The organism is Herpetosiphon geysericola, from assembly GCF_001306135.1.
GTDB lineage: Bacteria > Chloroflexota > Chloroflexia > Chloroflexales > Herpetosiphonaceae > Herpetosiphon > Herpetosiphon geysericola.
On sequence record NZ_LGKP01000042.1, the window covers coordinates 94368 to 118254 of the forward strand.

Genomic DNA, 23887 nt, shown 5'->3' on the forward strand with positions numbered 1-23887 from the left:
GGGTAAGAAATATGTTTGATCCACGTCTACAAAAATTGGCTCAGATTATTACTCAATACTCTCTGGATCTTAAGCCGAGAGATGTTGTACGAATAAAAGGTAGCACAATCGCACTGCCGCTCCTTTACGAGATCTATAGGGAAGCGTTGCATGCTGGTGCTTTCGTTGTTCCACGACTAAGTGACCCCTTCTTTGATGAAATTCTCTTCAAAGAAGGTACGGCAGAGCAGCTTCAATTTGTACCTGCTTTATTGAGACAAGAAATAGAATACTTCACCAAATACCTAGATCTATATAGCGATACAAATACAAAGCAGTTCAATCATGTTGATTCAGATAAAATGGCTATAAATAATAGTTCTTCAGAAAAAGAGCAGCAATTATTCAACCAATATAGTGCTGAAGGAAGAATACAATGGTGTAATGTTTTATACCCAACTGAAGGATATGCACAGGATGCAGGTATGTCACTATGGAGCTTTGAGGAATTTGTTTTTAGTGCCTGTCTTGTAGATCAGCCAGATCCTGTTGCTGCATGGAAACAAGTATATGCTGATCAACAGAAAATTACTGATTTCCTCAACAATAGTCGACATATTCGTATTGTTGCGGAAGGGACTGATTTGTCATATCGCTGCGAGGGTAGAACTTGGATTAACTGTGCAGGAAAGCAAAACCTTCCAGACGGAGAAGTCTATACGGCACCTATTGAGAACTCTGTTAATGGTCATATTACTATTTCTTATCCTTCTATCTATAATGGTACTTTGGTTGATGGTATTCGATTAACTCTCCAAGATGGTCGAATTGTAAGAGCTACTGCAGATCGGGGTGAGGACTTCTTAAATTCGATGCTTGATATGGACGTTGGCGCTCGATATATTGGAGAGTGTGCTTTTGGCTTGAACTATGGAATCAGACATGCTACAGGACATACATTATTTGATGAGAAAATTGGTGGAACCATGCATCTGGCTCCAGGGTGGGCATACCCTGAATCTGGTGGAACGAATGAATCGAATCTTCACTGGGATCTCGTTTGTGACCTACGAAACGGTGAGGTTTATGCTGACGAAGAACTCTGCTATAAAAAAGGAAAGTTTTTAATCTCCTGATTTTCAACATAGTTGAGGCCTCTAAGATAGGTAAAAATGCGTCATTGTCATAGTATATTGAAGGAGGCCTCCATAGTGAAGTCTATCGAGAGAATAGAATCGACCCAATAGTGTGTATATTGAGTGCTGAACAGGTAATTTATAGAGAGCCTTTATCTACCAACCAATAGGGAGATGTATTATGTCACAACATAGAAGTGATCGGCATGAAGGTAATGGTATTGATCTCGTATTAATCAGTATGCCCTTTGGTATTCTTAACCATCCCTCGATAGCACTAAGTCTGCTTAGTGGAAGCCTAAGTTCTATGCAAGTGTCCTCGAAAATTATCCATTTTACACTCCCTTTTGCAGAGATGATTGGCCCCTCGCTCTATAAAAGTATTGCACTTGGTAGGCATTCTACTATCGATCAGGTTGGGGAGTGGATATTTAGTAAGGCCTTCTTTCCTGGCTACAACACCGATGACTATATAGACAACGTAATTCTTGAAAATAATTCTCCTAATCCTCCTGATCTGACTCACGAGGTGAAGGAATTTTGCCGTAGCATTCTCGAATTGCGAGATAAAGTTGATGGATTCTTAGCCTGGTGCTTAGAAGAAGTAATGAAGCTTCGGCCAAGGGTTGTGGGGTTTACATCAGTATTTCAGCAACAGGTGGCCTCATTAGCTTTGGCTCAGCGGATAAAGCAACATAACCCTGATGTGTCTATTATTCTCGGTGGTGCTAACTGCGAAGGTGTCATGGGGGCTGAAGTCATACGACAATTCCCTTTTATTGATGCTGTTGTCTCTGGTGAAGGAGATATTGTTTTTCCTGAACTGATTTCCAGAATATTGGAGCATAAATCATTATCAGATTTAGCTGGTGTATACACTTCTAATAACATTGGTTTTATTGGTGTTAATAATATTTATCTGAACGCTACTTCTGTACGAGATATGGATTCCTTGCCAGTTCCTAATTATGAAGAGTATTTTGCCCAAAAATCCAGCTTAGGCCTTGATGATCTGGAATCAATTATCCCCTTTGAGACATCAAGGGGTTGTTGGTGGGGCGCAAAGAATCACTGTACCTTCTGTGGACTTAATGGAATAACTATGAATTTCCGCAGTAAAACGGGCTCGCGAGCGCTGGATGAATTGTTACATTTAGCTAATAATCATCCAGGTCAACCCATTGCTGCAGTAGATAATATCTTAGATACTAAATACTTTAGGACATTTATTCCAGCGCTCATAGAGCATAATCTGGATTTGAAGTTGTTCTATGAAGTAAAAGCGAACCTCAAGAAGCATGAGCTTCAATTATTAAGTGAGGCTGGTATAACCAAGATTCAACCAGGTATTGAGAGTCTCAGCACTTCCATTTTGCAAGGAATGCGCAAAGGGATAAAATTTCTACAAAATATTCAACTCTTGAAATGGTGCAAGGAATTTGGGATTGAGCCGTCATGGAATATTCTGTGGGGATTTCCAGGTGAAGATCCAGAAGAATATAGAGTTATGGCAAGTGTCCTTCCATTACTTGCACATTTTACTCCCCCCATTACGGCGGGAGCTGTTCGTCTTGATAGATTTAGTCCTCTTTATGTCCAAGGCGAACAAAATGGAGTAATGAATATTAGGCCGTATCCTGCATATTCTTATGTGTATCCTGCATTATCTGACGAAAGCAGAGCTAACCTAGCATATTACTTCACATATGACTATGTAGATGAGCGGAACGTAGCCGAATATACGAAGTGTATTCCAACTAGTGTTGATGAGTGGAAGCAGATTCACTTTAAAAGCGATTTGTATATTGTCCCTTACGGTAGCGATATTCTCTTGTGGGATCTGCGTCCAATAGCAGAAACCATGATCATAAGGTTAGGCGGTCTAGAAAAAGATCTTTACCTTGCTTGTGATGCTGTTCAAGGTATTACTGAGCTAGCAAAAGTCTCAGAACTCCATCTAGGGCCTATTGTCAAAGATCAAATAAAAATGCTCATGATGAGCTTTGTTGATCTAAAGATGATGCTCAATGAGGGTGACTCGTTCTTGAGTCTAGCCGTACTTCTTCATCAAGACGCACCTAAAATGGTGGAGTTTCAGGATATATTACGTATCCTTGAGATGCTTAACCGAATTCCAGACTACTATCTCCTAGAGAAGGTTATTCCTTCGTAGTAATTTCTGTATAATATACCAATCTCTATATTTGAAAGGAGTCTAAAAGGAATGCAATCTGCAATTGAACAGGTGTTGGGGCGGCTTCTCACAGATAATAGTTTTCGTAACCAAATGATGCTAAAACCTCAGCAAGCATTAGCGGGTTATAACCTTGGTCAGGAAGAATTGGATGCATTGGGACAATTGGATCTTGCTAGATGGACGAAAGTTGAGAACAGTGATGGACGAAATGGATTCCCGGATATAGTGGGCGGACGGAGAACTCTCTAAAGAATAAATTTTTAAAAGGCCTACTCCCATAATAAGCTGTGGAGAGGCCTTTTAAAATTGAAGGTCTGCACTGAAAGTACACAATTTCATCTTCCCCATCCATCATTCTAACTATTTATTGATGTGATATTCCACCTGAAGTCGTAGTTATCTTGATCATATGCATACTATTATAGATCTGGGCATTTTGAAGAGAGTTTCTATAAGATAGTCTAATAATTATGAAAGAAAGATTGTATCTGCCATGGATCTTCTATTTATCGATCCCTATAACTGGAGTACTATTGAGCCTCTTTACCTAGATCTAGAAAAATGTGATCTTGAGGTAACTACGGTCGAAGAATGGCTCCAGCGCTGGAGCAAGATTGAGATGGTATTACATGAGGCTTCTGCACAGGCTTATCGAATGACTACCGAGGATATAACCAATAGTGAGGCATTGAAAAACTATCGACATCTTATGAACGAGATAACTCCCCGCGCGAAAAGCGCCGCTTATGTGCTGAAGCAACGTTTACTTAGTATTCACGACCTTCAAATGAATGTCAATATGCAAGAACTACTTCGACGATTCCGTTGTGAGATACAGCTATTCCATGAAGAAAATATTAATTTGCAGTCCATTATTAACATAACTGCGCAGGAATATATGACTCTCACCGGAAGCATGACTATTATCCATAACGGGTTGGTAATAACAATACCCGAGGCGGAAAGTTTATTGGAAGATGGTGATCGCCATGTACGTGAGAAAGTATGGCGTTTTGTTACTCATCGTCGTATGGAAGATAAACAAAATATAGATTCTCTTTTCTTGAAGTTATTTCATCTTCGTCGAGCACTCGCATCTAATAAAGATTTACCGGATTACAGAGCCTATCGGTGGATGGAAATGAATCGTCTAGACTATAATCCTGATGATTGCTTCCAGCTCCATAATTCAATTGAATTGGAAATCGTCCCCTTATGGTTGAAGATGATTCAAAAGCGTAAAAACCAACTAGGGTTGAGTATCCTCCGCCCATGGGATATGCGTGCCTATCCACAGAATCTGTCGCCTCTACGTCCCTTTACCTCAGTTGATAGATTACAAGAATGTATTGGTTACATATTTACCGAATTGGATCCTGAACTATCAGGATTATTTAAATATATATGCAATGGTCCGCTCGATCTAATGGCACGTCCTGGAAAGGCCCCAGGTGCATATTGCTATTTTTTGCCAATCAGTAGACACCCATACATTTTTATGAATGCTGTAGGAACAAATCAAGATATTATGACTTTTCTGCATGAAACTGGCCATGCCTTTCATGCATTGTTGTCGTATCACAACCATTCTTTATGTTGGTTTACTATTGATCTGCCTATTGAATTTGCTGAAGTTGCTTCGCAAGGATTAGAGCTTCTTATTCTTCCTTACCTTACCTCGCAACATGGTGGGTTTTATAATGAGGAAGAAATAAATCAAGCGACCTTTGATGAGCTTGAAGGGCTAATTAAATCAATACTTTGGTCCACTATAAGTGATATATTCCAACATTGGCTTTATGTGGAAGCTTCAGATAATATTGAAATCGATGAAATCAATACGAAATGGGCTGAACTTATTAACCGATTTATGCCTGGTATCGACTGGACCGGATTAGAAGAAGTTCAACGTAGTGATTGGCATGTAGTATCCCATCTTTTCCTAATACCTTTCTACATGATTGAGTATGCAATTGCAGGCGTTGGAGCCTTGCAGTTATGGGAAAAAGCTCAACATGATCTTCCTGCAACTTTGGAAGATTACAGGACTGCTCTTTCTCTTGGAAGTTCCAAATCATTGCCAGATCTCTATGCCGCTGCCGGTATTCGTCTTGCATTTGATCAATTAACCATTGGTAAGTTGGCTAGACTTATTACACAGCACCTCCAGCTCGAGTGATATTAGATGCCGGAATACGCTATTCGTATTTCTTTTTCAAAGGCTTTTTTTCATCATAGTGTTGCTCTCATATTAGAAAATTCAAAGGCCGTGATCACCACGATCACGGCCTTTGAATTATGTAAGGTCTAGGCTAGATTGAAAACCAGCTAGAGATACTTGCGTCAGTTGCATCGGCTTTTCTAGAAGATAGGCATCAGTAACCGGATCATTAGCACAGCTGAGGTTGGTTCCAGTAACCTCGTGGTAGATCTGAGGGATGTACGTACCATCGTCGAGACCATCAACCCACCAAAGATAACGAATGGCTCTCAGTTGTTCATCATCGATAAGCGTCAGGCCTGGATAAGGACTATCTCGTCGTAAATCACGTTGGATCTCCAACAGTCGGCGTACCAGCTTTTTACGGAAATTAAGCTTATAACGACCTGGAATTGCGCTGCCGTCCTGTCGCTGCTTTTTTTGTGCCACAATGGACGGTGTGGCGTTGATCTCACGAAACTCTAGTTTTCGCTCTGGTTTCGTGGTTTCGCGAAGCCATTCATATATATCCCAAAGCGGCTCCATCCAAGGCTCCTGATCAACAATGTTAAGCAATGACTGGTTCCCACTTGAAACTGTACACGGAAAACACCCGAAACGACTATTACCGCACGCTTGGCCTTTGCCAATGTCACCAACAACGATTGGGCACTCACCAGCAGTGCTGGCCTGTCGGTAGAGCGCAAGGAGATCACGATTGCTCGCTCCCCATGGGCTCTGAACTTGAAGTAGATATGTCCACACATCATCTGTCGTCCAGTCGGAGATGGGAGTGTACACCAGAGCTCCAGGCATGGTAGCACTCCGGCTAAAAGTGGAATCGATTCGATGTTTCTTAATACTTGCGGCCCTCGCTGCCGATTCTGCTGATCTAACACCAAGAACCATAACTACTTGACCGCTCTTTACTATATGATCTTTTACAAAACGCTCATTTGGTGTACTTTTTAAGCGGCTGGTACACCAACGGAAGCGGGCTGTTGGCATTCCATAGCCGCGGCCGACAACACAAGTCCACATGCGGTCACTTACGGCCGGGATAGTTTTATGGGCACTGATAGGAAGGCCTTTCGTTTTAGCGCTAACGTTTACCTGCATAAGTATAGAGTCAATGCGTGCAGCAAAGGCCGGAAGTTCAATGAGCGTATCTCCAGCCACAACATACAGATGATTTTTTCGGAGTTTTGCTGGTAGTGCCTCGATGGCACTCCAGATGAGTTGGAGTGTTGCAGTCGAGTCTTTACCAAGGCTGGTCATGATGACCCACGGGACTGTTGATTGGAGATAAACGGACTGAATGTCCAAAATCTGCTGTGCTAGTGACCGTTTGTCAAAGATTGAACCTATGCTATCGCTTATCGTCTGTACTTTCGCTACACTCATCTTAGATGTGCGTGGTTTGTTGATTCGCATAGTTAATTGACCATTCATTCGGTGATTTTTTTGTTTAGATACTTCGTACAAAACGCGTTGCCGAGCCAAGATGTCTAACTCCCCAACAGCAGTTGCCTGCATACAAATTAGCATGTGCTAGTTTGTATGCAGGCAACTGCTGCTCTATCTTTATCTTAAGTACCCGTGAAGAAAAAGAAGTATTAGTGTGAACTTGATCGTTCATGTTGAAGATTGTGGTATCTTCGTTTCAGGTATCCACGTGATGATAGTCCATCCACATTCACGTGATTCAGTCTGAATAGAGGGACAATTGCGTCGGTAATCCGTAATTGTGATCATATCAGGCTGAATTGTCATCGTGGAAGGTAACAATGGCTGACTATTGAAATCAACGTCCAGTTGGTACAACCGATTATCAGAGTTGCGGAAATTGAGAAGAAGATAGGCATTTCTGGATGCTGAGGCAGCATGTTCTAGGTCAATATTCACTAGCGTATATTCTGTGAGTACCGATGTGTTTGGCGAATTGCTATCATTATGATAGAAAATACAGACGTGCTGATTGATGAGTGTGGTGTGCAATACAGCGATAATGCTATCTGCATTTTCTATCACGATAGGTAAACGTATATCAGTTATAGTTGTCATACTATATTTATCACCAATGATGCGCTGATTGCGTCACTAGTGTACGGTGAACGCGATCTGCACGGTAGAAAATGGGATTGTCTTCTACTCTCTGCCAACAAGCGAAAGCTTTTTTTCTTGCCCTACCTCATTTCTAGTAGTAATAGCTGATGGCAATATATATCCATCTGTGTAGTGGTAATGAATAGAGATTATTCGTGAACTCTTATTCTCCATATGGCGCTGAATATCAAAGAGATTGCAATCTGGTGATATACAATTACCCATTAACTGGCGAATGTAAACCATACGCGATTCATCATATGACTCATAAATTTCATCATATGAGTGATCTTCATGGTGTTGATCAAATCCAGCCCACGCCTTATGTCGATAGAATGCTAGAGGATCTGTGCAACCAACCATGAAATCAACCGCACCAACCTCCCAGCAATCGGCATCGTTAAAACCATAAACAGGGGCTCGGGTAACCTCACTCCATATCTCTGGTGGATTTGCATTCGTACTTAATCCCCATATACCAGGCTCATTAAAGCTATCTGCACGGCGATCACCAGGATTCCACCAGATCGTTTGAATATTTAACCGATCGCGATTGCCGCAAAGACACTCATAGGATGTCCCAATCATCGGTATGAAGCTTGGAATCCCATATCTGTAGACTTGTCCCTTATTATCTGATCCATGTTGGATCATAATCTCTGAGTTTATAATGCGTGGTTGATCTGTGTACCGAAGTAGAATAAGGTTTTCTTCAGGGCCCATATCATCCACGGATTCAACCTTCATTCCATTGGGCCACTGTCGTGCAACGAAGTATGGTGAAACTTGCTCTGCATCGCTAGGTGCGAATAGATAGTAGTCATGAACCCACGAAGGCTGAATAAATGCCTCATTGAGTGGATCGAAGAGATAGTTGGATAATTTCTGCCCAATAAACCGATGCAGAATATTGAGTGCCTCATCTTGAATAAGAGACGCACGTGTTGGAGCAACAGGATTAACTGGGCGTCCGCTAGTGACGTGGAGGTAGAAACAAAGTCCTCCTGCATTGAGTGATGTTTTGATAAGCTGGCCGTACCAATTAATACATGAAAGTCCTCCTCCCCAAATGCCGATTCGGGATTTGTAGCCTATAATGAGCGTATTTCCTTCAAACTTTGTCCTCACCAAGACGTGGTCTAGTTGTGCCCATTGCGGGAGTAGAGGGATGATCTTTTTTTCATCAATCCAAATCTGAGGGGTGTAATAATAGTTCTGGTCTTTATTAAAGAGCAATCGTAGCTCACAAACTAACTCGGACGTACAGGTCACCTCGATGGACAGACCTTGGACTGATTCGGGGTGGTATTCCATTCGCTCTGCCCATGTGGAGGCGTATACTTCGTCAGTCCACCACTGATGAGTATCAATTGTTAATCTAAGGATGCCTGAGCAGAAGGTAATGGACTTAATCGAGGTATGGGCAAGCAATGCATGAACCCCGACTCCCATGGGATCCTGGTTCGACTCGACGGTAGGATCATCGTAGTGTGTTGCCGCTATTTGGAGCAGCGTGTGGAATACTGTTGTATCGCGGAGTCCATGCCCATCATCTTGGAATCGAAAGCCGGTTTCATGGGTTGTGATATAGATGTTCTTTGCACCAGCACGCTGCGCATTTTGGAGCAACTCACCAATTGCTTCCGGAAGTTTGTTGGTAAATAATCGACGAACGACCGACTGACGAAATCGCTGTGTGTCAACGAGACTAGTTAAGGTGGGTGTCATGATAGTTAGACTCCAACAGCTCCCCCTGGCCGGGAGCTGTTCAATATACAGTCTTGGCCAGGCGAAGCTATGGATCGAGGGTTAATAGAGATAGCTATCTGATGGAACTTCTTATCAATGCTCCATGGTCTGCATTAGGCGAGATATGTGCATCGCCCAATTAGGTGGTTTTTAATGGATGAGCAGAGGACCTGCTTGTTGCCACGTGTAGCCTGTTGCCATCTCAAAATCCTTCGCGCGATCTATGTATTGTCCTATTAAGTCTGGCGCAGTGTTGTAAGCATGCTGGAGGTGGGTTTGATTTGAGAAAATGCAGGTTACACAGCTCAGACGTGCCCGGCCACGCTCCGGGCGATATGGATCAAGCATTGCAGCCAACGTTTCTCCTTGGAGTTCGTAACCTGAATGCGGAGATATTCCAGCATTGAGAACCATTCGCGTGACTTGATAGAGTGCTAAGTCCACAACAGGACGCATCCACAACACCGCATGTCCATCGGGTCGGCGGCGTGAGGGCTGGAGTGGTATCCGCCACTCGGCGTGTAGCACATCCGCACGCTTGGAAGATTCCGCCCAGCGCTCACCTGATAAGAGGATGGGCCGATTACCAAGTTCGTTGCGATGTGATCGGAGATCATGGTCACATAATTGGCCTTTTAAATACTTCGTGCAATATCGAATTCCCGAAGTAGGTGGCATATTAGACCGAGCTGCGACCAGATCCCACAGCGTTTTTACCGCCGCAGAGTCCGAATCGGTTGCTGGGCCAAATTTGTCCACATCATGACTGCGGCGAAGCCGCAGACTTGCATGACCACCTGGTGTAATGCCGCCGCTTCTCTCATACACCGCTTGTCGAATCATGAGACGGCAATTGCCAAGAGCGATAGCAAGATGTTCTAAGTGGTCTTGCGTTTGCGGCCAATCCATCTCTGCGAGATAAGCGTGCCACAAAACGAGAGGAAGATCTGGCCACCGTTGGCGCGCCCAAATAGCTGTAGCATCGCTATCAATGCCTCCAGATACGCTGATCCAGATACTGGTTGGTTCGTATGTCGCCAGCAACAAATCGATGTTACGGTTTGGATTCATAGAGAGTGGCCATGGCATATCAAACATCGATGTTTGCATTCTTACCATCCTCGTCAAGCATTCCCCAATGAGAGGAATATGAACATATTATATTTATTTGACATAATTATTGAATTAATCTTCTTTTACTTTCCTTCTGGACATCAGGGGTATTATTGCCGCCCTCGTGCAGAATGAGAGCAAAGGCTACATTGTGACCTTAAGTGCGAGGAATACGGGTGTGGAATTGATCTCCCCGTCGCTCAACGATGCTTCCGAGTGTGAAGAAATTAGCCACGGCGATAAGAATGTCTATCTCTTCATCAATGATTGCTTGGAGCTCCTCTGTTGAGAGAAATTTGTCCCAGCCGCCTGTGATCATTCGTTGGTGCAGCAATTCTTTAAGTGTCTGCGCCGTTGCGGTGGGATCATCAATAATGGTCATTGTGGTTGTGGTCTTTCCTGTAAGCATTCCTACCATGCAGCGGCGGCAACCGCAGCGTCCATCAACGTCCTCTCGGTCACATTCACTTGAGAAACCAACCGGCTCATACATGTTTGTCCAACAAAAGTCATTCAATCGTTGGCCTTGCGTCTCGTTTGTTGCTACCAAAACTTTCATACTCATGTTCCTTTATGGCTAGGAACGAGTGGCACTGCTAACCCACAACGGGTCATGCAGCTCTGCATCACCCGTTGTGATCGATTAGTCAAGAAGATTTATTCAAGCTTGAATGATCAGCGCAGGAAGATCTTCAAGTCAGTGTTGCCTGAAAGAAGTATCCTTCATCAAATGCGTTTTTCGGAGGCGGATAGCAAGCCACACACAACACCAGCAATCCCAACGCGAGTGGAAGCGAACTTGATCTTGCTCCCCAGATATACACATCGGTGCTGACACTCGAACTTATTTGAACCCAAGTACTGTTATTCTTTACATGTCCCACGACCAGTACATACTCCTTGAGTAGTGTAGTTTTCGTGCACAGATAATTAATGGATGTCTCGGTTGAGTTGAGAATGGTATCCGTATTTTTCACTCCGGCTCTGCGCAAAGCAATTGCCAAGTTCTCAAAGGTTATTGGCCAAGAGGGAATACGATTTGCCTTCCCTAGAGCAGTTAGCATATCGGCTTCCTGATCGCTGAGCCAAGCCTTAATCTGTCCAATTGTTGCTCTCTCAATTGGCTTTCGTCTTGTGGGTGGTTTTTTGAGGCTCATCGCAATTGCTCCTTGTCCGCCTACTACCCTAGGCGGGAACATGACTGTTCACCTGGAGTAGCAGGGGACGGCGTATAACGATATGATGAACGAGGCTGAGTAAGGCCTCCATGGAATGACCCTAATCGGGACACTCAAGCAATATATGAGAGCGGCCCGACCATCGTATGATTGGTTTTTCCAGCTGTATATATAATTTCCTGGCGTGCGGCCATGATCTAATATTCGGCTCGAATGATCTCCGCTTGCGTTGGCGCAATTTCTTGTGCCAACTCGTAGATGGATTCAAGCGTGATCTCCCGCATCTCGCCGTCGGCATTCATAGCCACCCCATAGGCGCATAGGTAGTCATCCTCAATTCCAACTTCAAGAATAATTGCTACTTGATTGTCAGCAAGATGCGGTGCTAATTCCTGAAAGAAATCAAGCTCATGATACTTACCTGTTGTATCACGGGTATCCATAGGGACTCCATTTTCAAAGAAAACGCTGACTAGGCCTGGATTTTGATGAGGGTTCGAGTGAACCCTCATACCAAGCGATGTACACCAAGCTTCGAAGGCTGATACATCTCTGACTGCGAAGTAGTTAGCCCGCGCCTGTTTTCCATAACACATCTGAATAATCCTCTACAGTCACCGCATCGCCAAGTGACTGCGCAACGGCAATCCCGGCGAAGGGGAAATAGAAGAATAGAATAGCGGAGTCGATATGGCTTATATGGCCATCTTATACTGATACGAACGTACGGTAGCTGACTGTGTTTGAATTCGATCTCGGAATGCTTCTGCTTCGCGCCAGTCATTCTGGTTGCGCTTTTCACGTCGGGCTGCGTAGCTCCAAGACATACTGTCTGCACTGTGAAGGATGCACTGAATGATACTGCTGCTGAGGCTGCGTGTTTTGAGGGCATAACCATGGTATTGAAGATCTGGTCGTGCATCAAAAATAGGCACTAGAATCTGCTCAATGAGCTTCGGTTTTGCGCTGCGCCTACAGAGACTGCCGATGCCAACCCGCATACCAAGGGTCAGTCGAGAGCCATATGCAGCGAGATGTTCTAGATACTCACAAGGCTGGTAGCCTTGTAGCACTGGAACCACAGTGATTTCTGGAGGGAGGATAGCCCGAATGGCATCAAACCGCTCAATAGTCCGGCGTTGATGCTCTATCACGCTCAGCCCTGTGAGTGTTACAAAATGCGGATCACAAAGAAAATCCTGTGACGAGACAGCCTCCACATTGCATAAATTCGCAATATGGAGCACTGCTTCACAGAACTCTTCGACTGTTTCTGGGTAGTCTTTGTAGTCGGAAAGAATGGTGAATGCACCGCAGTCGAGGAAGATAGAACTTTTAATTGGCTTGCGCCGAATTTTAAGTAATCCATCCCGCCGACGTGCATATGTCCCATCTTGGGATCGGGTAATCAGTCGGTTGATGCTGATCATTGCATGGGTAAAATGGGTTGCGTGCGCAGGATTTGGCAACCCAACATAGAACTTTGGGTTGGCCATTCCTTAGCCTCCTGCGCCCGTATGGGCGCACATAGTGACACCACAGAGGTTGCTAGGAGTAGATCCGCATGACTAAAACAAAAAACGCCGGAAGTGCAATGCGACACACCGCTGGATTGATTATCCAGTGGTAATTAGCCTGCTTGTACTCTGGCGAAGGTGTGAAAACCAGCGTCGTGTGATGCTGGCAGATGGGAGTGCGATCACCTCGCAACGTTTGGCGTTGGCAGATCGAGCACCGAATCCATAAAAGCTCAACCCCGTTGGGATCGGGGGAACATGAAGAAACGTACCAACACGCGAGTCAGCGAGGTATTATCCCAGTCCTGCGGACGCTACGGTTGGCTCGGAGCTATGACTCCATAACCTGTACATCGCTCACAATGAGTAAGGATGTCCATAATGGATGGTTGTCAAGGAGCCATAGGCTGCTTGATGGAATAACCATAAGCAATGATGAAGGTCTTCATCACAGAATCAGGGCGATTAGGGCGGTCAGGGCGATCATGTTGGCCTAAAAATCGGCCTGGTGATGGGCGCTAACGGCTGCTAATGGGCGCTGGTTAGGTAATGAATTGTTAATCACAGCCAAATAGTATGTGCCAATCAAGCAACAGGTTTGATTATACACTATGATCTTAGGGAGAGGCAAGGACAAATGTCGAGACTCTTGTTATTCTGCTTCTACCCTCCGAACGAGGATATGGCCAAACCTTTACATGAATAGAAAGAATATTGAAACATATTAAGATATTTTTACGTAAAGTGATTGTCAATGACAACCATTCACATTCAAAGGAGGTTTCCATGAGCCCCGTTTCACGCCGTTTATTCTCCTTTGGTATCCTAATCTTTCTCATGTTAAGTGGATTCATACGCCCACAACGCGCTCTTGCGGTTGATCCCTATATTGCTATTACTATTAATTCTCCTAATCCAGGCACCAGTAAAGTTGGAACGGATACGACCATAAATCTTTCTGTCAATCTCTCAGCTCCTTCGCAAGGGACCTTATTAGTCACCATAGGACCACCAAGCTCGTCGCATCTTGGAGGATATACTAGCTATCAGTGCTTAACATATACAGCTATAGCATCACAACGCTATGACCTCTCCTTTCCGCTTGAATCTCCTCCGGCTCCACAAAATCAGCAGTACAGAATTTCAGCTTACTTTCGACCTCAGAATCCCTCAACCTGTCCAACGTTCTCTTCATCAATGCCAGGATCTGTGACAACTTCTGCACTTTATGAGATGGATTGGCAACCGGGTGAAGCGCCTCCGATTATCCTGAGTGGTCCATTTATTAATGTTCATTCCACCTCAGCCGAAGTTCGATGGACTACTGATCGACCTGCAAGTACGGAGCTAATTGATATTGATCCAGATGATAACATTGAGGTGATTAAAAGCGTTATTGGCTATGAACACAAGCTGTGGATTTCGCGCCTGTATCCTGGTGATACCTATAGCGTGCAATTTCGATCATGTAATAGCGTTGGATGTAGCGCTACTCGTTCCACAGCATTTACAACGAAGCCGGGGTGCCTCCAAATATCTTTCTTTCATGATGGTAGGTTGCAAAATCCTGATTGGTGGAATAATGAATGGGATAGACCAATCCGCCTAGATATTGGTGGTGTATCCCCAAAACAGTATCAAATTCGCATTCGAGCGCTGGTTGATACTGCTGCAGCAGCAAGTTCGTCTGCACGGTGGGAGCCACATACAATAACTCATATTGGCGATCTCTCTTATCAAGCGTCCCTTCCTGATTTTACGCATGGTGGCCTCCGCAGCTACGGTGATACAGTAGGGCGCTATCAGTTAACGAAGTCAGGAACCATCGCTTCTGATGGCGGCACCGATATTTATTATTCGTTGCCAGTGTTTAAGTCGATTGATGTGCGTTCCTTAAGCATTAACCTTTCTATTACAGGAGGTCGTGGTCGGTACAACGGTCATGAAAGTGGCATATGTCCAAGTAATACAGCAACTGAAAAATATGGAAATGTCCGGTTCTCATATCGTCCCACTCCCCTCAGTACTGGGCAATTTCAGGTAACAGAGGGGGATGTCCGCCTTTGGGAAAGCATTAAAGACGAAGAGGCCAAGCGGAAATGGACCGACGATGCAATGCTCAATGCGTTTGGTTTCTTGCCAGCGCCATATTGGTTTGGTGTGGCGTTGACGGTTGGCCAAATAGCACTAGGATACAATAATCTCGATGAAGCCGATGTTTCTACTATCGATAACTTTATTCCAATCGATAATGAGAACGTAAAGTGGACGGTATATAGTATCGCCGGTGTCGGGGTTAATGGCCAAGCAACAGCACACCGCTCATATTATGTGATGTATGGTCGGAGAATTGTGACGAGTCCAGAAGGACAAACGCCTCCTATCATTGAGCCACGAGTATGGCAGGGAATCGTGCATGGCTATCCGCGTTGGCTTATTGGGTCAAGTGCCCAAGTTAAATTTACGGACTGTCAGGCTTGGAATGGTTCAGTCCTCAATCCCGAAGCCTGTATGGGTGTCGAATCTTTTTCACCAATTGAACTTCAAGCCCAGGATACGAATGGAAATATTCTTGATAAACACACCAATACGCTCGGTGGCATGTATAGTGTCATTCCAGAGTCGGATGGAGGCATTGGGGAAGATCTTTGGGGACCTTCGTCCGATTACACGTATCGCATTCATGGAGTTGCGAGTGCTCCATTTTCCCTTTTCTTTATTCGTCCATATCAAGGTAAATGGCAGGGCATTTTGTATGATCAAGTCCCGATTCAACAAAGTCAAACCCTCTCTCTCGTGATACCTAGTGAAGGTTATGTCCCTGCACTTCAATTACCAAACGGTCAGAATCTTTGGCCGGTTGATTTTGTTTCTCCTAAGACTAACATTATTCCTGATCCTATCATTCCGAATGGAAATAATGGCTGGTATACCCAAGATATTACTATCACCACGCAGGCTTTTGATAATTTGACTGGTATAGCACATACGCTTTGTCAGATAAATGACACGACATGGTTTACCTACACACAGCAATTTATTATCTCTGAGGAACGAGGCGATAATCAAGCATCCTGTTATTCTACTGATAATGCAGGAGCTCAAGAGGATCTGCAAAAGGCTTTCTTCAAACTTGATAAAACGCCACCAACAACAACAGTATCCATAACTGGAACATTGGGGCAGAATGGCTGGTTTACCTCAACGGTGGAAGTAATATTTCAGTCCTATGATGCAACATCAGGCATTGACTATACCCAATATCGCATTAATGGTAGTCAGTGGATGAAGTATAACCAGAGATTATATATTGAAAGTGAAGGTGTCCATATACTCGAATTTCGCTCGGTTGATCGTGCTGGAAATATTGAGCAAGATCATTCCCAACAGGTGAAAATCGATAAAACTCCACCACAGTTAGACGCATGGTTGAATCAGTTAGATTACCTTCGTCTCGATATGCTCACACTCAACTATACAGCCACTGACAGAGTTTCAGGTGTGTATACAGTGACAGCAAATCTGTTGGGAGATGCAATCACCAAAAATCGCCCGTATGAACTCTTATGGCCACCTGTAGGACAACACACACTTTCTGTCGTTGCCCAGGATTTTGCGGGGTGGACGTCAAGCCAGTCTCTTCCATTTTCCTTATCAACGAATCTCGAACGCTTACGAGCAACGATACTGCGTCTTCGAGTGCTGAAAGAAATTGATCGTGATGGTATTGTGAATGGTCTTACCACGAAGGTTGATGGGGCTATTACTGCGTATCAGCGAGGTAAAATTAATGTTGCCATTAACCATATAAATGCCCTCATCCATGAGGTTGAAGGGATTCGTGATCATCGCATTACTGTGCGAGGAGCTGATTTGCTGGTTGATGATAGCTCCTACATTCAAGAGCATATACGGTAAGATCTATACGCCTGATGTGAGTTATGACGAAAGAAACGCTTGACAAAGCAAGACGGAAGTCCGACGATGGATGTGCTTACCAACCATCAACAGGAGTTCCGTCCATGCCTAGTATACCATTTTCTGATGTGATGACCATGCTGTATGTGCTGGTTGATGATTGGTATCAATCAACCAACCGTTCTCCCAAGGCAGCTGCCCCAGGGCCGGCTCCCGCCCTCGCGCCAAGCGAGGTGCTCACCATTTTGTTGGCAATGGATCTGGTACCCTTTCCCAGCGAACGCGGCTTCTTAGGATTTCTCCGGTCAACGCATGGCGATCTATTTCCAACCCTGCCGCACCAAAGTCAATTTAATCGCCATGCCCGCCGACTGTGTGGTCTGCTCGAACCCGTACGTCGCTCATGGCTCGCGTCATGGGCCATGGTGGACGGCCCACAGGTCATCCTTGATACCAAACCGATTCCGGTCATGGGCTATACGCGTCCGAAAACCCGCAGCGATTTCGCTGGAAGCGCGAGTTATGGCTATTGTGCCAGCCGAAAATTACCGTATTTTGGGTATAAACTGGTGATGCTCACGACCCTCGATGGCATTCCGGTGGCCTATGACCTTGTACCGGCCCATACCGATGAGCGCGCCGCTGCGGACGAAATTCTGGACCAGATCACCAATGCCGACGTGTGGGCGGATAAAGGATTTCTCGGTGAACAGTGGCATCAGGAAGTCCGAGCCACCACCGATAATCGCATCTGGACGGCCAAACGCCACAACCAACGGCAGAATCCTGCGCCATTTGATTCCCTGCTCGGGTCGATCCGCGAACGGATCGAAGGGACGTTTCATGAACTGCAAAACACGGGACGGAACAGTGAGCGCTTGTTGGCCAAAACGGTGGAAGGCTTGGTAACGCGCATTGCCAGTAAGGTGACGCATCTCGTCGTGAAGGCCGTGTTGCGTGCGCGATTTGGCATTGATGTCCTCACCTTTACCGTGATCAAAGAAGTCTAACTCACATCAGGCGTATCTATGTATATTTATACCGTATATGTGAGAAAGTTTCCGGATACTATGCTCACACATATGGTATTCCATTAAAGAGGATCTATGAAAGTATCTTCGATTTCGATCTGCCTATGATTAATAAGCTGTGAGCTAAATTCAGGACTTTAAATCAGAACAACTCGGGGTGGTCTTGACCACCCCGAGTTGTTCTGATTAAGCAGCCATCACTGCTTCATTGGTATCAATGATGTTTGTATGGTTATCCCACTGGGCAGCATAGGCGAGAATAGCGGAGGCTGCCGCGTGTTTACATGGAGCGCCAGCGGAAAACGCCGGTATAGCTCCCATACAGGTGCATTTGTATCCGTGTTCGAGATTACCATCCTTATCCATTAATGTAACGGTATAGGGTGTCAGCCGTGATCCCTGGACTTCAAACACTATTTCGCTGATGCGCTTGGCATGGCCAGACAGTAGAAGGATCAAGGTATCAAGTTGTTGTTTTCTGCTCAGGCTTTCCGCAACGTAGCTGAACCAAAGACCAAACTGTTCCCAATAATCACTGATAGTCGTCTGTGCCTTGTTGCGCTTATATAACAGACCAATGGCTGCCATTACCATATTGGTTGAACCTTCTGGTGACTTCAGGCGCTTGGCATCCAATGATGAAGCTGCTATAAGCGTTCCATCCAGCTGTATAAATTCATCGCCACGAATCATAAAGAGGGCTGCGGCTTTGGCGATCGCATGCGCTTCTGCCTCAGCTACGGCCACCACTAATGTGCTCGCATCAGCGAGGATCTGCCATTTCAACAGTGTATGATCAGCCATGGTGTACAATTCTCCTGTTCTATTATCATGAGGATGGGCGAGGCTGTTCCATGATGTGACAGCTTCGGTGTGCTTTTGATTGCTGCTCAGCGCTTATGCTCCGGCAATTGGAGTTGCGGATTTTCCGTGTGTTTGAGGATCGCGACCGTGATGTCTTCACAGACCTCAAGGCCGTCTACTAGGAATCCTTCCCGCAGTCGCATCTGGACAAAGGCTAATGCAAGGCGATTATCCAGTGTCCGCTTGATCAATGGTTTCCCATCGATATCCATTCCATCAAGCGCTGCTATTGCGAGTTCTTCATCACTAACTACAAGCTTGAGGGTTCGCCGCAGCTGTACCCCTCCCCACGTATTGGAAGCGCCAGCACCTACGTTGGCTAATGCCTCTATTGTTAGTCGTTGGATATCCACACTATCAGCCGCCTCAAGCCGCTTGAGTTCTGCTTTCTGTTTCGCAATGGTTGCTTCAAAAACCGTCTTTGCATCCCGAATTTCTTGTTCCAGCTCCGCGATGCGGGCACGACGTGCATGAACACCATCCAACAGGTCATTCCATGACATGGTCATTGTGTGCTCCAGTGCGGAATGCCTACCGCACGTATCGATGAAACAGGAGGCATTCCGAAGATGTTATTTGGTGGTCTGATATTTTTTGAGAATACGGCCCAGTCGAGTCGGCAATTCATTGAGATTGGCAACACCAATGGTCCATTCCGGACTGAAGATTCGTTGAACAGAACTGATAGAGCCTTGATCTCCGATAAAAAGGCCAATGACCAGCGTGTGTTGTCGCCGCACACGGACAACATTGTCGCGAACTGTTTCCCAGGGTTCATCGACAGGCTGGCCGTCATGAATGTAAATAATGAGTTTACGCGCCTCTGTTCGTTCACGGAGTTTCTGCTGAGCAATGGCAAGTGATTGGCTTACTGCTTCAACACCACCATCGCCATACATCCCTGCGATAAGCGCGCGTGGCCCTTCCGCATTAGGTGGGGTTGCCCAATCACGAATCCACATGACTGGTGAGGGAGGACTATAGACATGGTAGCGATCCAAGTGGGGTGATTGAATGCGATCCCGTGCATAACCAATACAGAGTGGAATAGCCAGATTGGCGCACGCTCGATCAAACAGTAGGGTAGCCCTCCGCATGTGGGGAAGTCGGCCATGATTAAAGGAGTTCATATCGCTCGGGCGGCCATCAGGAGTAATGCCCTCCAATCCGCCCCCCATTGAGGTTGTTCCGTCCAAGAGAAGGACAATTGCCATACCTCCTGGATCATCGGATTCATCTTCCTCACGCACAACCGGAGTCCCTCCCTTTGATCGGACACATGTACGGCTATCAAACCGCCCACGCCGATTGTTCGCAATAGGGTCTCTATCTGGAGTCTGTACTTTGAGTTCCTTGGTGAGCCGACGTACATCTCCCAGGATGGATTCTTGAAGCTCATGATAGGGCTGTGGCCATAAGGTGCCACCGCTTGGATCGATGTCTAATGCTCCAGAGGAGAGGAGCATATCTTCAATATCAGGATCATCGACAAGCGTGGGTGCTGCCTCGCTGTCGATATGTCCATCAAGGACGATCATCGGATCATCACTATCACGGAGACCCATTGGACTACCGTCGGGTGCGTTGCCTTGAAGTACAAGGGCTATCGTATTATTTTCAGGTGCAATATCAAGGTGTTGCAGGATGTCAAGTGCTATTTCTGAGACACGCTGGCTTGTAGGCGCAACCCAAGCTGCTTCGACGAGTGGCTTAATTGTTTCATGCCAGAAATCGTGATCATCGGGTGGAATTGTCAATTTTGACGTGCTCGCAGCTGGGCGTTCATGATCCCAACGATGTGAGAGACAGCTGTTCAACAAGGTGCTGTTTCGATCACCTTTCTCAGGTTGAATATTCATCCAACATCGCAAGCCAAGCTCAGCAAAGTCGCGTGCAGCAGGGCGATAGTATGCGGCTGTAAGCCGCTCCATTCGTTCGTCCTCAAGCGCATTCCAGAGCCACTTATGGGTTGGCCCATATACCGTTGGGTTGTCGGTAAAGAGCACATGGCCGCCTTCGTGGAACGCTAGCGCTCTCGCAGTCACTACTTGGAGGGTGCTGTCTCTCACGATTGATCGTCCTCCCCACTGACATGGCACACGACGAGCGTCAGGAGCCATGTCATCAGGAAAGTTTGGTTTGACCGCAATTGTATGCGTAGCCCAGTTTATCCATGAGCCAGCATCTGGCCCAGGATCTGGATTATATTTGACTGTAAAGGGTCGTGCACCGATAAGGACACGAACCCATTCTTCCAGACGTTGTTTCGCGCGTTCTTTATCCCACCATTTAAGCCAAGTCCGTGGTGTTGTCATACTGTATCCTCATTGAGACACAGGATGTTCGTACCGCACGGCATGAACATCCTGATCAAGGTTGTATGCCATGCGGCAGGGTCGTATTAGAGAATTTCTGGAGCGTGGCGGGTCACAATGTTGACTAGGGCTGTAAAGACGGTCTGATCACGACGACTGCCCTTGAGTGGACAGACCATATCGATCCAGACATCTTTTGCTGCGGTGATAAACGCATCCTTGATTTGTACCCGTCCTCGCGTTTTTGTGGCTGTAGCTGCCCAGCGCTTCACATCAATGCCCCAGTTAATGAGGATTGCGAGGTTGGTCTCCATCACGAGGGATTCCTCTTTAGCCTGATAGGCTTGAACCTCTTGGTCAGCGCGAATGAGCGCTGAAATGAGTGCATGGGTGGCAGGGATATCGAGGTGCTTGGCCAAGATCTGGGCCAACTCCTGCGGGGTATAGGGATCGAGTTGATAGAATCCCGCAGTCCACCTCCGGCGGAAGGCGGGATCACTCAGATCCATGCCTTGATAGGAATCGCCTAGATTCGCGGTCGCAATAATCTTAACCAGATCTATGGGGAATACGAAGGTTTCCATCGTATCGAAGACACGGACGATGTGATATGGTCCTGCTGTCTCGGGAATGGGAATACCCATCGCACTTAATTCATCAGCTGTATAGGTGTTTAGCAGATCCATCACACCATCAGCCACGGATTTATGACCGCGGGCAAGCTCATCAAGGATGAGTACGACCTTTTCTCCTTTGCTGGCGCGACGTGCCCAGCTCACGACCGGGCCATCACGCCATTCCCAGCGACGATCTTCATTCTGGACGGACGTACCATACACATGTTCATCCTTGACACCGGGCTTGAATACAACGATTTCCAAGCCCCAACCATTCGCGATCGCGACTTGTTTTGACCACATGGTTTTTCCTGTAGCGGTTTCGCCATAGAGAAAAAGCCCACCTGGTCGGCAAAATGCACGATTAATTCGTTCGTAGCTGCTTGTTCCCACCACCGGGAGTATTTTTTTCTTTTGCTCTGCTGCAGCGTGTTCTGCTGCTTTTGCGTCAGCTGCTGCCATCTCCTTGCGCGTTACTTCAGCACGTTCAGCATCTGCTTTCTTGGTCGATTCCTCCGCCGATGACGGTTCAGGCTTTGGTTTGCGTACTCGTGCGGGTTTGGGAGATTTTGGCGCTGCTGGAGCAGTCGTTGGTGGTGTTTTTGTGTCTGGGTCGCATGCAGGTGCTGTGTCGACATCAAGGTCGATATCGAGGTCACCATCGAGGTCGCCGTCAGGCAAGCGTGTTTCCGTTGGAGATGTGGATGGGGCTTTCGCTCCAGCCATATCCCGCTCATCCACTGTATAGGGATTCATTAATTCATTCGACAGAAGCCGCGTGGTTCCTTCATGTCCATGAAGAACTGACGACTCTTGAACAAAGACACCTCGAATCGTGCTGATGTCCGGTAATGGATAACACATGGCAAAGTACAGTTCATCAGCAACATTTTCAATGGCCTTCCGAATCCATGTATTTGCCGCTGTGTTCTCGCACGCTGTGCGGATCGTTCTGCTATCCCAGCCCATGGATGTATCAGTGCGAGGGTAGCAGGCATCCATCTGGCGTAGGAGGGTATACCACGCGCTTACGAGGGCATTATTTCCATGCGATTCTGCAGTAGAACGAACCACCTCCATCACGAGGCCGACCATCGCTGCCTGATAGGCCGGGCCATTGATGAAGCCACCAAGCAGGAGATCTGTTCCCCGTCGGTCCCAAGACATTTGATACATGCCGCTGGCACCTAATGACGCGATAGTTACCTTCCCTGTTCGGGTATCGTCATCAAAGGTGCAGCCACGAACAGCTCCTGATAGAACGGCCAGAATGGCTTGAACAAAGCCCATTCCTAAAGCGCTATCAGTTTTGCTGCGTTGGGTGTTGTATACGCTGAGGTTGTCTGGTTGAATGCGGTGGCCACGCAGGTAGATATCACCCGAAAGGCCACATACTTTTTTGTTCATCAGACAGGTGATCGTATCTTTACGGAGGATACTTGAAGTGGTCATGCCAGGAAACTCCTTGGTTATAAAAAAGCGCTGACATGACCACCTGCGTATCGCAGATGGCATTGCCAGACGATACGCGGGAACAGAACTAGGACCATGAAATTAGATATTTGAGGAGAGACGATCGCGGGAACCAGCACGGCTGGCCTCTGCTGTGTTTCGTTGAAATGGATCAGTAATGGTACTGATGGCATTGATGATGTGCCAGGCTGCTAAATGCCAACACCATCCTGTGGGATTAGCACGCGATGGCCGAGCAGGACAAGGACATGCAGCACCATCACAGCTATAGGTCTGAACCTGACGACGCTTCGTACCTGATGCACTTTGGATCGTCAAGATGCCGTCGGTAAATGTCCAGGGTAAACTCATGGTTCCAAGGACATACTTAATGGCATTTCGCGCACACCGTGCAAAAGATGGGTCATCAAAGTGAGCCACAAGGGCATGTACTTGGTGCTGTACAACCTGTGGTTTGAGTCGCAATGGTAGTGGGAACACAGGGTACTCCTTTT

17 protein-coding genes are annotated in these 23887 nt (G+C 46.2%); 6 read left to right on the forward strand and 11 right to left on the reverse strand.

The features are described 5' to 3' along the window. Positions 1-11: 11 nt before the first annotated feature. The 4 genes from SE18_RS25685 (at position 12) to SE18_RS25700 (ending at position 5491) form a co-directional block, all read left to right on the forward strand. Entirely contained in the window at positions 12-1115 is a 1104-nt protein-coding gene (locus SE18_RS25685; RefSeq protein ID WP_054537345.1) for an aminopeptidase, read from the forward strand. Positions 1116-1296: 181 nt separating this feature from the next. After that, positions 1297-3288: a RiPP maturation radical SAM C-methyltransferase gene (locus SE18_RS25690; RefSeq protein WP_054537346.1), complete on the forward strand. Its 1992-nt coding sequence runs from the start codon at positions 1297-1299 to the stop codon at positions 3286-3288. Positions 3289-3339: 51 nt separating this feature from the next. Then, entirely contained in the window at positions 3340-3561 is a 222-nt protein-coding gene (locus tag SE18_RS25695) for an Os1348 family NHLP clan protein (RefSeq protein WP_054537347.1), read from the forward strand. Between the two features lie 244 nt (positions 3562-3805). Beyond that, positions 3806-5491 (forward strand): M3 family oligoendopeptidase, encoded by a 1686-nt coding sequence (locus SE18_RS25700; RefSeq protein WP_054537348.1) that lies wholly within the window; start codon positions 3806-3808, stop codon positions 5489-5491. Between the two features lie 117 nt (positions 5492-5608). On the opposite strand, the gene dndC is transcribed toward SE18_RS25700, so the two are convergent. The 7 genes from dndC to SE18_RS25735 all read right to left on the reverse strand — a co-directional run bounded on the left by dndC (position 5609) and on the right by SE18_RS25735 (position 13154). Next, complete coding sequence (gene dndC / locus SE18_RS25705; protein ID WP_160319559.1) at positions 5609-7015, reverse strand: DNA phosphorothioation system sulfurtransferase DndC; 1407 nt, start codon at positions 7013-7015, stop codon at positions 5609-5611. Positions 7016-7660: 645 nt separating this feature from the next. Beyond that, positions 7661-9346 carry an ATP-binding protein gene (locus SE18_RS25710; RefSeq protein ID WP_054537350.1) on the reverse strand — a complete coding sequence of 562 codons (1686 nt, stop codon included), beginning with the start codon at positions 9344-9346 and terminating at the stop codon, positions 7661-7663. A gap of 171 nt (positions 9347-9517) precedes the next feature. Beyond that, positions 9518-10477, reverse strand: coding sequence for a hypothetical protein (locus SE18_RS25715; RefSeq protein ID WP_054537351.1), 960 nt, complete (start codon positions 10475-10477; stop codon positions 9518-9520). Positions 10478-10637: 160 nt separating this feature from the next. Next, a complete protein-coding gene (locus SE18_RS25720) occupies positions 10638-11039 on the reverse strand; it encodes a DUF7715 family protein (protein WP_054537352.1) in 402 nt (133 codons plus the stop codon). A gap of 133 nt (positions 11040-11172) precedes the next feature. Continuing rightward, entirely contained in the window at positions 11173-11637 is a 465-nt protein-coding gene (locus tag SE18_RS25725) for a hypothetical protein (protein WP_054537353.1), read from the reverse strand. Between the two features lie 218 nt (positions 11638-11855). Beyond that, positions 11856-12101 (reverse strand): hypothetical protein, encoded by a 246-nt coding sequence (locus tag SE18_RS27345; protein WP_152976769.1) that lies wholly within the window; start codon positions 12099-12101, stop codon positions 11856-11858. 252 nt (positions 12102-12353) lie between these two features. Further along, positions 12354-13154 carry a deazapurine DNA modification protein DpdA family protein gene (locus SE18_RS25735; RefSeq protein WP_054537355.1) on the reverse strand — a complete coding sequence of 267 codons (801 nt, stop codon included), beginning with the start codon at positions 13152-13154 and terminating at the stop codon, positions 12354-12356. An 807-nt stretch (positions 13155-13961) separates the two neighbouring features. Here SE18_RS25735 and SE18_RS25740 point away from each other — a divergent pair. Both SE18_RS25740 and SE18_RS25745 read left to right on the forward strand, forming a co-directional pair. Then, positions 13962-17093, forward strand: a complete 3132-nt coding sequence (locus tag SE18_RS25740; protein WP_152976770.1) for an OmpL47-type beta-barrel domain-containing protein — start codon at positions 13962-13964, stop codon at positions 17091-17093. A gap of 104 nt (positions 17094-17197) precedes the next feature. Next, entirely contained in the window at positions 17198-18103 is a 906-nt protein-coding gene (locus SE18_RS25745) for an IS982 family transposase (protein ID WP_054537276.1), read from the forward strand. A gap of 207 nt (positions 18104-18310) precedes the next feature. Here SE18_RS25745 and SE18_RS25750 read toward each other — a convergent pair whose 3' ends face one another. The 4 genes from SE18_RS25750 to SE18_RS25765 all read right to left on the reverse strand — a co-directional run bounded on the left by SE18_RS25750 (position 18311) and on the right by SE18_RS25765 (position 23372). Next, entirely contained in the window at positions 18311-18928 is a 618-nt protein-coding gene (locus SE18_RS25750; RefSeq protein ID WP_054537357.1) for a hypothetical protein, read from the reverse strand. An 86-nt stretch (positions 18929-19014) separates the two neighbouring features. Further along, on the reverse strand, positions 19015-19497 hold the full coding sequence (locus tag SE18_RS25755; RefSeq protein WP_054537358.1) for a hypothetical protein: 483 nt from the start codon (positions 19495-19497) through the stop codon (positions 19015-19017). A 63-nt stretch (positions 19498-19560) separates the two neighbouring features. Next, positions 19561-21303: a vWA domain-containing protein gene (locus tag SE18_RS25760; protein ID WP_054537359.1), complete on the reverse strand. Its 1743-nt coding sequence runs from the start codon at positions 21301-21303 to the stop codon at positions 19561-19563. An 86-nt stretch (positions 21304-21389) separates the two neighbouring features. Continuing rightward, entirely contained in the window at positions 21390-23372 is a 1983-nt protein-coding gene (locus tag SE18_RS25765) for an AAA family ATPase (RefSeq protein ID WP_054537360.1), read from the reverse strand. Between the last annotated feature and the right edge of the window lie 515 nt (positions 23373-23887).